Annotated in this window: 12 protein-coding genes and 1 pseudogene; 3 read left to right on the top strand and 10 right to left on the bottom strand. The window is 66.2% G+C overall.

What is annotated here, in order from left to right; translation table 11 throughout:
- Nucleotides 1–369: 369 nt before the first annotated feature.
- The 7 genes from AX018_RS16950 to AX018_RS16920 form a co-directional block, all read right to left on the bottom strand.
- Nucleotides 370–792 carry a hypothetical protein gene (locus tag AX018_RS16950; protein WP_245951624.1) on the bottom strand — a complete coding sequence of 141 codons (423 nt, stop codon included), beginning with the start codon at nucleotides 790–792 and terminating at the stop codon, nucleotides 370–372.
- A 207-nt stretch (nucleotides 793–999) separates the two neighbouring features.
- On the bottom strand, nucleotides 1,000–1,737 hold the full coding sequence (locus AX018_RS16945; RefSeq protein WP_111879556.1) for an amino acid ABC transporter ATP-binding protein: 738 nt from the start codon (nucleotides 1,735–1,737) through the stop codon (nucleotides 1,000–1,002).
- Between the two features lie 23 nt (nucleotides 1,738–1,760).
- Nucleotides 1,761–2,429, bottom strand: a complete 669-nt coding sequence (locus AX018_RS16940) for an amino acid ABC transporter permease (RefSeq protein ID WP_211322461.1) — start codon at nucleotides 2,427–2,429, stop codon at nucleotides 1,761–1,763.
- Between the two features lies 1 nt (nucleotide 2,430).
- Nucleotides 2,431–3,162, bottom strand: coding sequence for an amino acid ABC transporter permease (locus AX018_RS16935; protein WP_111879554.1), 732 nt, complete (start codon nucleotides 3,160–3,162; stop codon nucleotides 2,431–2,433).
- A gap of 122 nt (nucleotides 3,163–3,284) precedes the next feature.
- On the bottom strand, nucleotides 3,285–4,187 hold the full coding sequence (locus tag AX018_RS16930) for a transporter substrate-binding domain-containing protein (protein WP_111879551.1): 903 nt from the start codon (nucleotides 4,185–4,187) through the stop codon (nucleotides 3,285–3,287).
- A gap of 119 nt (nucleotides 4,188–4,306) precedes the next feature.
- Nucleotides 4,307–5,197, bottom strand: coding sequence for an amino acid ABC transporter substrate-binding protein (locus AX018_RS16925; protein ID WP_111879549.1), 891 nt, complete (start codon nucleotides 5,195–5,197; stop codon nucleotides 4,307–4,309).
- A 182-nt stretch (nucleotides 5,198–5,379) separates the two neighbouring features.
- Nucleotides 5,380–6,318 carry a LysR substrate-binding domain-containing protein gene (locus tag AX018_RS16920; protein WP_111879648.1) on the bottom strand — a complete coding sequence of 313 codons (939 nt, stop codon included), beginning with the start codon at nucleotides 6,316–6,318 and terminating at the stop codon, nucleotides 5,380–5,382.
- Between the two features lie 196 nt (nucleotides 6,319–6,514).
- On the opposite strand from AX018_RS16920, the gene AX018_RS16915 reads away from it, so the two are divergent.
- Genes AX018_RS16915 through AX018_RS16905 form a run of 3 tightly spaced genes read left to right on the top strand, consistent with a single transcriptional unit; the run spans nucleotide 6,515 to nucleotide 9,469 of the window.
- Nucleotides 6,515–7,069 carry a TRAP transporter small permease gene (locus AX018_RS16915; RefSeq protein ID WP_111879546.1) on the top strand — a complete coding sequence of 185 codons (555 nt, stop codon included), beginning with the start codon at nucleotides 6,515–6,517 and terminating at the stop codon, nucleotides 7,067–7,069.
- Complete coding sequence (locus AX018_RS16910) at nucleotides 7,066–8,364, top strand: TRAP transporter large permease (RefSeq protein ID WP_111879543.1); 1,299 nt, start codon at nucleotides 7,066–7,068, stop codon at nucleotides 8,362–8,364. The genes AX018_RS16915 and AX018_RS16910 overlap by 4 nt, the downstream gene beginning before the upstream one ends.
- Nucleotides 8,365–8,419: 55 nt before the next feature.
- Nucleotides 8,420–9,469, top strand: coding sequence for a DctP family TRAP transporter solute-binding subunit (locus AX018_RS16905; RefSeq protein WP_111879540.1), 1,050 nt, complete (start codon nucleotides 8,420–8,422; stop codon nucleotides 9,467–9,469).
- Between the two features lie 119 nt (nucleotides 9,470–9,588).
- Here the strand turns inward: AX018_RS16905 and cysQ are convergent, their stop codons facing one another.
- From cysQ to AX018_RS25695, 3 genes and pseudogenes are all read right to left on the bottom strand, one after another.
- Nucleotides 9,589–10,392 carry a 3'(2'),5'-bisphosphate nucleotidase CysQ gene (gene cysQ, locus AX018_RS16900; RefSeq protein WP_245951623.1) on the bottom strand — a complete coding sequence of 268 codons (804 nt, stop codon included), beginning with the start codon at nucleotides 10,390–10,392 and terminating at the stop codon, nucleotides 9,589–9,591.
- Nucleotides 10,389–11,030, bottom strand: a pseudogene (cysC, locus tag AX018_RS16895) (adenylyl-sulfate kinase); the annotation flags it as partial. The gene cysQ and the pseudogene cysC, both read right to left, overlap by 4 nt.
- Nucleotides 11,031–11,071: 41 nt before the next feature.
- Nucleotides 11,072–11,482: a hypothetical protein gene (locus AX018_RS25695; protein ID WP_245951621.1), complete on the bottom strand. Its 411-nt coding sequence runs from the start codon at nucleotides 11,480–11,482 to the stop codon at nucleotides 11,072–11,074.
- Between the last annotated feature and the right edge of the window lie 173 nt (nucleotides 11,483–11,655).

The raw sequence follows: 11,655 nt of genomic DNA, 5'->3' as shown, positions 1-11,655 counted from the left end.
CGGCGTTGCGCATGGGTGCTGCTCTGTCCGCCCCTGGCGGCCAGCGGCCCCTGCTCCCGGGGGGCGGATGGCGGCGGTGGCGGTGGCGCAGACGCCTGCGCGGGGGGCCGGCCACGGTGACCGACAGGAATGCATTGGGTGAAAAGGCGCGGCAAACGAATCGGCATGGGTGTTCCCTCCGGGATGTGACTGATGCCTTCATCGTCTGAATCCAGGGTCCCTGCCCGCCCAAGGTGTGCGAAGCAACCACCGCCCATCCGAAGCTCAGCTATTGCGCTTTTCAGCTACGCATATCTGGAAATCAACCTTGCATCGAACGAAAACCCATGAACAAAGATGCCGCGCACCCTCGCGCGCCGGGCTCCCGGATCAATCGGCGGGCGGGTTCTGTCCGGGAGGCGGCATGGCCAGCAAGGGGGGCGCGTCGCAGCCCTGCCCGGCCGCGATCCACCGCAGCGAGAGAGCCCGCAGCCAGCGCAGCGCCCACGCACTGCGCCAGCCGGTGACGCCGGCCGGGTCCTCCACCATCCCGCAGACATAGCGACCCCCCTCTTGCGGCTGTGGCGCGGGGCTCCATCGCAATGCCACGCATGCCCCGCTGCGGCGGCGGGACACGATCATTCCCAGGGGGCAGGGCTCGGCCAGGCAGCAGAGGCCGCAGCCATTGCACGGGGAGCCCAGGGCCGGCTGCGCGGGCGCGTCCCGGTGCCAGAACACCACCCGCTCTTCGGGCACCCCCGGCGCCTCCGCTGGCGGCGGGCTCCGGGGTGCGCGGCCATCAGGTTTTTTCATCGGCATGCTGAAAGGAAGGACGGGGGGGCACATTCCCCACCGCGTCCGCCGCCATGATCCGGCGTCTCCCCGGTCCACACAAGCGGCATGCCCGCCCCAAAAAGAAAGCGCCCGGAGGGCGCTTTCAGACACAGGGTCCTTCGATCGGGGCCCTTGCGGCGCGCGATGCTCCCGGCAAGGGGGCCTGCACGGCCTGGGGGCCGCCCATCAATGCTGCAGGATCTTGTTGAGGAAGTCCTTCGTGCGCTGCTGGCGGGCATCGGGGTTGTTGAAGAACTCGTCCCTGGAGCAGTCCTCGAGGACCTTGCCGCCCACGTCCATGAAGATCACGCGGTTGCTGACCTTGCGGGCAAAACCCATCTCGTGGGTCACGCACATCATGGTCATGCCCTCGTTGGCCAGGCTCACCATCACGTCCAGCACCTCGCCCACCATCTCGGGATCGAGGGCCGAGGTGGGCTCGTCGAACAGCATCACGATGGGGTCCATCGACAGCGCGCGGGCGATGGCCACGCGCTGCTGCTGGCCGCCGGAGAGCTGGCCCGGGAACTTGTCCTTGTGGGCCGACAGGCCCACGCGGTCCAGCATCTTGAGGCCCCGCTTCTTGGCCTCGTCGGCGCTGCGGCCCAGCACCTTGATCTGCGCGATCGTGAGGTTCTCGGTCACCGACAGGTGCGGGAACAACTCGAAGTGCTGGAACACCATGCCGACCTGGGCGCGCAGCTTGGGCAGGTTCGTCCGGGGGTCGTGCACGGCCACGCCGTTCACGTAGATCTCGCCCTTCTGGATGGGCTCGAGCGCGTTGATGGTCTTGATCAGCGTGGACTTGCCGGAGCCCGAGGGGCCGCACACCACCACCACCTCACCCTTGCTGATGCTGGTGGAGCAGTCGTTGAGCACCTGGAAGCTGCCGTACCACTTGGAGACGTTCTTCAGTTCGATCATTTGATTCATTCCTCAATGCCACATCAGCGGATGATGGCGATTTTCCGGTGCAGGCGCTTCACGAACCACGACAGCGCGAAGCACATCACGAAATACACGACCGCCGCCAGCAGGTACGCTTCGATGGGCCGGCCGTAGTTCTTGCCCGCGGTCTCGAAGCCCTTGAGCATGTCGTAGGCGCCGATCGCATACACGAGCGAGGTGTCCTGGAACAGGATGATGGTCTGCGTGAGCAGCACCGGCAGCATGTTGCGGAACGCCTGCGGCAGGATCACGAGCTTCATGTTCTGCCCGTAGGTCATGCCCATCGCCTGCCCCGCGAAGACCTGCCCGCGCGGGATCGACTGGATGCCGGCGCGCATGATCTCGCTGAAGTACGCGGCCTCGAAGGCGATGAACGTGATCACCGCCGACATCTCCGCCCCGATGGGCTTGCCCACGATGAACGGCACCAGCAGGAAGAACCACAGGATCACCATCACCAGCGGAATGCTGCGCATGCCGTTGACGTAGATCGTGGCGGGCACGATGAGCCAGCTCTTGCCCGACAGGCGCATGAGCGCCAGCACGGTCCCGAACAGGATGCCGCCGATGGTCGCCACGATGGTGAGCACGATGCTGAAGTAGAAACCCTTCAGCACGAACTTGCTGATGATGTCCCAGCTGTAGAAGGAAAAGTCGAGCGTCATCATCTCAGTGCCCCCCGCCCGCACCACCCGCCACGATGAAGCCCGGCACGCGCGCCCGCTTCTCGAAGAAGGCCATGATCCGGTTGATGGCGAACGCGGAGATGACGTAGAGACCCGTGACGGCCAGATAGATCTCGATGCCGCGCGAGGTTTCTTCCTGCGCCTGCATCGCGAACATGGTCAGCTCCGTGACCGACACCGCGAAGGCCACGGAAGAGTTCTTGAAGATGTTCATCGTCTCGCTCGTGAGCGGCGGGATGATGATGCGGAATGCCATGGGCAGCAGCACGTAGCGGTAGTACTGCACCGTGGTGAAGCCCAGCGCCATGCCGGCATAGCGCTGCCCGCGCGGCAGGGCCTGGATGCCCGAGCGCACCTGCTCGGCGATCCGTGCGGAGGTGAAGAACCCCAGCGCCAGCACCACCAGGATGAAGCCCGACACACTCTTCAGGGCGGGAAACACCGCCGGCACCACGTGGTACCACAGGAAGATCTGCACCAGCAGAGGGATGTTGCGGAACAGCTCCACCCACGCGTTGCCAAAACCCACCAGCACCTTGTTGTCGGGCAGCGTGCGCAACGTGCCGATCACCGAGCCCGCCACGAGCGAGATCACCAGCGCCAGCAGGGCCACCGACACGGTCCATCCCCACGCGGAAAGCATCCACTGGAGATAGGTCGGATATTCGCCCCCCGGGTCCTGCAGGAAGACCTGCCAATCCCAATTCGATCCCATGGGAAATCCTTCTCAAATCGTCTTACGTCTTCAAATCCAACGGGTGTCCGTCCTGCACCGGAGCAACGAACAAACGCCCACCGGCAAGGTGGGCGTTGGCAGGACGGGCACGTCCGTGCGCGTCAGTCCTTGGGCGTGTATTCCTCCATGGGCTTGTCGTTGGGGCTGGCCCATGCGGCCTTGGTGGCTTCGCTCACGGGCAGGCCGATCTTCACGTTGTTCGGGGGAATGGGCTGCATGAACCACTTGTCATAGAGCTTGGCCATGTCGCCGGACTTCATCATCGCCTTGAGGCTGTCGTCCACGGCCTTCTTGAAGGCAGCGTCTTCCTTGCGGATCATGATGGCGATGGGCTCCACGCTCAGCGTCTCGCCCACGATCTTGAAGTCGGCAGGGGCCTTGGACTTGGCGATGTTGGCCGCCAGGATGGAGCCGTCCATGATGAAGGCGTCGGCGCGGCCGGACTCCAGCAGCAGGAAGCTGTCGGAGTGGTCCTTGCCGAACACTTCCTTGAAGGTCAGGCCATCGGCGCGCTTGTTCTTGCGCAGGGTCTGCACCGTCGTGGTGCCGGTGGTCGTGGCGATGGTCTTGCCGTTCAAGTCCTTGATGCCTGCGATGCCCGAGTTGGCCTTGACGGCGATGCGGACTTCTTCCACGTAGGTGGTCACGGCGAAGGCCACGTCCTTCTGGCGCGCCTGGTTGTTGGTGGTGGAGCCGCACTCGATGTCCACGGTGCCGTTCTGCACCAGCGGGATGCGGTTCTGCGAGGTCACCGGCTGGTACTTCACTTCCAGCTTGGACAGGCCGAGCTGCTTCTGGATGTCGGAGATGACCCGCGCGCAGACGTCGTAATGGAAACCCGTGTATTTGCCGTCACCCAGGGTGTAGGAGAGGCCCGAGGACTCGCGAACGCCTTCGGTGATCGTGCCGGAGGCCTTGATCTTGGCCAGCGTGTCATTGGCTTGTGCGAACGCGCTGCCCGCTGCGACAGCCGTGATGGCAATTGCCAACAAATGTTTCTTCATCAGGATCTCCTTAGCTTATGGATACAAGGGAAGGGTCATTCTAGATAGACGCCCGCAAAGCACTTGGGCCGACAGGGAATATCCGGAACAGGGAGGGAGCGCGGGCCACGGCACGCGCATCAGAACGGGACTTGGTCCGTAGGGTATTTCCAGAACTCGCGCAGCAGATAGCTCACTGGCAAATTCAGTGCCCGGTTGGAGGGTGGAATCGGCTGTGCGAACCACTTGTCGTAGATGGGATAGACCTCGCGGCTCGTGATGAGGCGCCGCATCTCGTCATCCACGACCTTCTTGAAATCGGGATCGCCCTTGGGCAGCATGATCGCCAGGGGCTCGGTGGTGATGAACCGGCCGACCACCTTGAGCGCCGAGGGGTCGGGACGGCTGGAGGCCAGGCCGAAGAGCAGGACGTCGTCCATGGCGAAGGCATCGGCCTCGCCTTTCTCGACCATTTCCACGGCACGCATGTCGTCCGGCGCCTCGAGAACGGTCATCTGCAGGGCCCGCTCGCGGTTGAGCTGCTGGACGATCTTGAGGGTGGTCGTGCCGCGCGTGGACACCAGCTTGCGGCCGCCCATGTCCTCGATGCGGTCGATGTTGCTGGAGGCCTTGACCAGCAGGCGCGCGCCGGTGATGAAGTGGGGGATCGTGAACGCGACGGTCTGGCGCCGCTCCGCGTTGTTGGTGGTGGAGCCGCATTCCAGGTCCGCGCGGCCCTTGGCGATGGCTTCCATGCGCGAGGTCAGATCGACCGACACGTACTCGATTTCCATGTCCTTGCGGCCGGTCTTCTTGCGCACGGCATCCGCCACGCGCAGGCACAGATCGACGGCGTATCCGGCAGGCTGGCCCTTGGCGTCCTTGAAGGAAAACGGGATCGAGGATTCCCGGTAGGCCACCACCAGCTTACCGCCTGAGGCGATGCGCTCCAGCACCCCGGCATGGGAAGCCATGGCACAGCAAAGAGCGGCCGTGCCCATTACGGCACGCCACAGGCGAACAGGATTCATGGTTTGTCTCGGCATGGAATACTGACTGGAGCAAATTCTGCGCCAGCCGGGCATCTCTGTGGGCGGCAGTTCAGTAACTGCTACCCGGACGCCGGACGGAATGTACGTCCTGTCACACCTGCTTTCCAATGCCGATTGCAAGATCAAACCATGCAATCAGCACATAATTTCAGTAGCATGTGCTACAGCGGCTTGTCCGTGCCGTGCGCCTGCAGATAGCTCCAGAGGGATTCCGCCGTCCCCTTGGCACGGTCTTTCCCGGAGGGCTTCTGGCGGTAGGCCCGCACCTCCATCGTCATCTGCAGATCGTTCACACCGTCACGGACCGCGCTCACCAGGCGGCGCGAGCGCAGCTCCTTCTTGACGGCGCTGTGGGGCAGGAAAGCGATCCCGTGCCCCTCCAGCGCCATCGCCTTCAGCCCTTCGGCCATGTCGGTTTCGTACACGCGGTCCAGGTGTATCGGCGTGCCGGACTGCTTGAGGATGAGTTCGGTCACCCGCCCCAGATAAGCACCCGGCGCATAGCCCAGATAGGGCAGCGGCTGCCCCGGCTCACCTGGAAGCGTGTACAGGGGCCGTCCGTTGCCATCGGCCCGGGAATAGGGAGACAGGATCTCCTGCCCCAGCGTAACCATGTCGTACCGGTCGGAGTCCAGTTGCAGGGGCTGGGAGGGGTGGTGGTAGGCGATCAGCAGATCGCACCCCCCCTCCACCAGGCGCAGCACGGCATCGTGGACATTGAGGGCGATCAAGCGGCTCTTCACCGGCCCGAAGCGTTCGCGCAGGCCGGAGAGCCAGGCCGGAAAGAACGTGAAGGCGAGCGTGTGCGGAACCGCGAACTCCACCATGTCCTTGTCCGCGCTGGTATGCGCCCGGAGCATGGCACGGGTGTTCTGCAAGGACTGCAGCACATCCAGGGCCTCCTCGTAGAGCGTCTTGCCCGCCGGGGTCAGCCGGGTCGGGTAGGAACTGCGATCCACGAGATCGGTTCCCGCCCAGGCCTCCAGCGCCTGAATGCGTCGCGAGAACGCCGGCTGGGTCACGTGACGCAGCTGCGCCGAACGGCTGAAGCTGCGCGTTTCCGCGAGGCTCACGAAGTCCTCTAGCCACTTGGTTTCCATGGCGCGCATTATCGGCGCGCCGGATCAAGCGCGGCAGCATCCACTTCGGGAAACCCTGCACCAGTTTCGGGCGCGTCCGACGGCACAATCCACCGGCGCCCACCCTGCGCGCCACCGTCCAGCCCGGGGCCCACGACGCCGCACGGTCCGGCGGACCTGCGCCTTCGCCTCCGACCGCCCGCCCATCGCCCGCTCCATGCCCGACCCCACCCCTCCCGGCTCCGAAGCCGAAGCCGACCCTTCCCCCCTTGCGAACACCCCGGCCGGCGGACCGCCCCGCGCATTGCGCATCGAAGACTGCCTGACCGTCGCCACCATGGCGCTGCTGGCGCTCATCACGTTCGCCAACGTGCTGGTGCGCTACTTCACCAACTCGTCGTTCGCCTGGACGGAGGAGATTTCCGTCTTCCTGATGATCGTGCTGGCCCTGGTGGCGGGCTCCGCCGCGGTGGCGCGGGACGTGCACATCCGCATCGAATACTTCGCGGAGGGCGGATCGCCCGCCCGGCGGCGCGCGCTGGCGCGGTTCGGCGCGCTCATGGTCGCGCTGCTGTTCGCGGGCATCGCCGTGCTGAGCGGGCGCGTCGCCTGGGACGATTGGCGCTTCGGCGAAACCTCTCCCGGCATCGGCATCCCCCAGTGGTGGTACTCCGCCTGGCTGCCCGTTCTCTCCGCGTTGATCGCATCGCGCGCGATCGGGCTTTTCATCCGCCGCGGCGCGGCAGCCCCGGCCGAGGATTCCAGGCCATGATCGCGACTCTGCTCTTCGCGGCCTTCCTGGCCATGATGATCGCCGGCGTGCCGATCGGCGCGGCGCTCGGGCTGGCCGGCGCGGCCGCCATCGCCATCGCCAATGCCGCAAGCCCCTGGTTCGGCCTGCTGGCCGTGCCCCAGAACTTCTACGCCGGGCTCGGCAAGTACCCGCTGCTCGCGATCCCGATGTTCGTGCTCGTGGGCTCGATCTTCGACCGCTCGGGCGTGGCCCTGCGCCTGGTCAATTTCGCCGTGGCCATCGTCGGGCGCGGGCCCGGCATGCTGCCCCTGGTGGCGATCGCCGTGGCCATGTTCCTGGGCGGCATCTCGGGCTCGGGCCCGGCCAACGCGGCCGCCGTGGGCGGCGTGATGATCGCGGCCATGTCGCGCGCGGGCTATCCCGGGTCGTTCTCGGCCAGCGTGGTCGGCGCCGCCGCCGCCACCGACATCCTGATTCCCCCCTCGGTGGCCTTCATCATCTACTCGGTCCTCGTGCCGGGCGCCTCGGTGCCGGCCCTGTTCGCCGCGGGCATGGTGCCCGGCGTGCTGGCGGGCATCGCCCTCATCGTGCCCGCCGTGTGGCTGGCACGCCGGCACCGCATGGGCGAGAACGAAGCCGTGATGCCGCGCCCCCCGTTCTGGAAAAGCCTGCGGGAAGCGTCCTGGGGCCTGGCCGCGCCCGTGCTGATCCTGGGCGGCATGCGGGCAGGCTGGTTCACGCCCACCGAGGCCGCCGTGGTGGCCGTGTTCTACGGCCTGTTCGTGGGCATGTGCATCCACCGCACCATCGGCATCCGCGACCTGTTCCCGATCCTGCGCGAAGCCGGCGAGCTCTCGGCGGTGATCCTGCTCGTGGTGTCGCTCGCGGGCATCTTCGCGTTCTCGCTCTCCACACTGGGCGTGATCGACCCGGTGGCCGACGCCATCGTGCATTCGGGCCTGGGGGAATGGGGCGTGCTGGCGCTGCTCATCCTGCTGCTCATCACCGTGGGGATGTTCCTCGACGGCATCTCGATCTTCCTGATCTTCGTGCCTCTGCTGCTGCCCATCATGCAGCACTACCAGTGGGACCCCGTGTGGTTCGGCGTGATCCTCACGCTCAAGGTGGCGCTGGGCCAGTTCACGCCGCCGCTCGCCGTGAACCTCATGGTGTCGTGCCGCATCGCGGGCGTGCGCATGGAGTCCACCGTGCGCTGGGTCGGCCCGATGCTGCTGGCCATGTTCCTCGTGATGGTGGCCGTGATCGCCTTCCCGCAACTGGCGCTGTGGCTGCCGGCCCGCCTGGGCTACTGACGCCCCCGCACACCCTTTTCCTTCCCGATCCAGACCACAACAAGGAGACGAATCCATGCAACTGCGCACCTTCCTCGCCACGGCCGTCGCGGCGGCCGCCACCCTCGCCTTTTCAGCCACCCCGGCGTTCGCCCAGAACTACAAGAGCGAATACCGCATGTCGCTGGTGCTGGGCACGGCCTTCCCCTGGGGCAAGGGCGGCGAGCTGTGGGCGAACAAGGTGCGCGAGCGCACGCAGGGCCGCATCAACATCAAGCTCTACCCGGGCGTCTCGCTCATCCAGGGTGACCAGACGCGCGAATTCAGCGCGCTGCGCCAGGGCGTGATCGACATGGCCGTGGGCTCCACCATCAACTGGTCCCCGCAGGTCAAGGCGCTCAACCTCTTCTCCCTGCCCTTCCTCTTCCCCGACTATGCGGCCGTGGACGCGGTCACCCAGGGCGAAGTCGGCAAGAGCCTCTTCCAGACGCTGGAAAAAGCCGGCGTGGTGCCGCTCGCCTGGGGCGAGAACGGCTACCGGGAGATCTCCAACTCCAAGAAGCCCATCAAGAGCCCCGCGGACCTCAAGGGCCTGAAGATCCGCGTCGTCGGCTCGCCGCTCTTCCTCGACACCTTCACCGCCCTCGGCGCCAACCCCACCCAGATGAGCTGGGCCGACGCCCAGCCGGCCATGGCCAGCAGCGCCGTGGACGGACAGGAGAACCCCGTGTCCGTCTATATGACGGCCAAGCTCTACACCGTGGCCCAGAAGTACATCACCCTGTGGGGCTACATGAACGACCCACTGGTCTTCGTGGTGAACAAGGAGATCTGGAACTCCTGGACGCCCGCGGACCGCGACATCGTCCGGCAGGCCGCCATCGATGCGGGCAAGGAACAGGTCGCCATCGCCCGCAAGGGCATGGTCGAGGCAGACAAGCCCCTGCTCAAGGAGATCGCCAGCCATGGCGTGACCGTCACGCAACTCAGCCCCACCGAACGCGCGGCGTTCGTGCAGGCGACACGCCCGGTGTTCGAAAAATGGAAGGGCCAGATCGGCACGGACCTCGTGGACCAGGCGGAAAAAGCGGTCGCGGCACGCGGCAACGCTTCGCCATCCAGGTGAACCCAGGGCACGGTGCCCCCGCCGCCGCGAGGCCCGCACGCCGTTACCCGCTGGCTGGATGACGGGCCGGCAAGCGGGCATGGCCACGAGGGCAACGGCTGGAGCCCGTCGCTGCCCCGTCAGTGCGCCCCGGCCCTCTGCACGCCGCTGCTGCATGCCAGAAAGTGCGGATTGCGAAAATCCGGCTTGCCGTAGATCAGCGGCACACCGGACAGATCGGTGACTCGGCCGCCCGCAGCGGCCAGCACGGCATGCCCGGCAGCGATGTCCCACTCCATCGTCGGACCCAGCCGGGGATACAGATCGGCCTGGCCGGCAGCGACAAGGCACAGCTTGAGCGACGACCCCGCGTGCCGCACCGCGGCCACGCGGTACCCGCGCAAAAAGTCTTCCAGGGCCCCGGCGTCGCCATGGGACCGGCTTCCGACCACGGTGATGCCCTCCTGCGGGATGGCACGGCAAGCGATGGGGCAGCGCCCCCTCGCGTCCTCCAGGAACGCCGGCCCCTCCAGGGAGCCGGCGAACAGCTGGTCCAATGCGGGGGCGAACACAACGCCCAGCACGGCCCGTGCACCACTCACCAAGGCGATGTTGACGGTGAATTCGCCATTGCGGCGGAGAAACTCCCGGGTGCCATCCAGAGGGTCCACCAGCCAGAAGGGCGCATCGGCGACCAAGGCGCAGCAGGCCTGGGCTTCGTCCTCCTCGGCAACGATGGGAACCCCGGGTGTCAGCTGCCGCAACGCATCGACGATGACGGCCTGCGACCGCAAGTCCGCCTGCGTCACCGGCGAACCGTCATCCTTCCACGACACGCAGGCATCCGCATCGCCATAGACCTCCATCACGGCCTCGCCCGCGCGCCGGGCGATGCCCGCCACCGCATCCAGCAGCCCGGCAAGGGACCGATCGGCCACGCTCACCGGGCCGTGCTCCGCAGCACGCGCGATGGGTCGTCGAAAGCGGCAGCCCGCATGGACAGCCCGGCCGCAATGTGGGCGATCACCGTGTCGCAAGCCTGCTGGGGCGTGCAGTCAGGGGTTTGGATGTGCAATTCGGGCGCATCCGGTGTCTCGTAGGGTGAATCGATGCCGGTGAAGTTGGCCAGTTCCCCGCGCCGGGCCTTGCGATACAGGCCCTTGACGTCGCGCTGCTCCGCCACCTCTAGCGGCGTATCCACGAAAACCTCGACGAACTCCCCTTCGCTGAACAGGTTCCGCGCCATCGCCCGCTCCTGCCGGAAGGGGGAGATGGAGGCCGTCAGCACGATCAATCCGGCATCGAGCATCAGCTTGGCCACTTCGGCCACGCGCCGGATATTCTCGGCACGATCAAGGTCCGTGAAGCCCAGGTCCCGGTTCAGGCCGAATCGGACATTGTCGCCATCGATCAGGTAGCTGTGGTAGCCCAGGGCACACAGTTGACCATCCACCAGGTTCGCGATCGTGGACTTGCCCGCACCCGACAGCCCGGTGAACCAGAGCACGAGCGGCCGCTGGCGTTTTTGCAAGGCACGTTCGGCCCGCCCCACGTCCACCCGCTGGGCATGAAGGTTGGCTGCGCAGACAGGCGCAAGAATGACGGGTTTGCCGCGCGCCATGGTCACAGTCCGAAATAGTCTTCGCTGGATTGGCGCAGCCGCAAGCCCGTCGCATGCGCCGTCACCCCGATCACCCATTCGGCCAACAGGCTTGCCTGCACCGAAGAGGGCTGCACGAGCTGGAAATGGTTGGGACAGTAGGTGCTGTCCATCGCCTCCACCTTCGCTCCCGCCGGAAGGCGCACGTTCCAGTGGGCCAGCTGCGCATGGAAGGGCGCCGTCCATTGCGATGCCAGTGAATCGGGAATGCGGCCCGGCTCGGCCGGACCGATGCTGCGCGTGGCAGCGGCCCTCACCGGGGCCACGGTGCGGCAGGCCTCTGGCAAACGGCCCGTCAGATGGATGTCGACCAGCAGCGCGAACGGATCCACGCCCGTCGCCAGCCGGAACACCGTCGGAATATTGCCCCCCATGATCCGCAATGCCAGTCAGTTAACAGCTGACTGGCATTTTTTCGTTGGGAACTTGTGCGCTCTGTTTTTGACCTCGCGCGGGTAGGTTCGCTCAGGTCGCCGTGGCGGTAGGACGAAGTAGTGGGCCTGTTGCAGCAACTGATCCAGCCGTTGGGGCAGCGTGCCCGGTGTGG

This window comes from Paracidovorax anthurii (assembly GCF_003269065.1).
In the GTDB taxonomy this organism is placed as follows: Bacteria; Pseudomonadota; Gammaproteobacteria; order Burkholderiales; family Burkholderiaceae_C; genus Paracidovorax; species Paracidovorax anthurii.
This window is presented reverse-complemented; position numbering and strand designations above follow the sequence as displayed.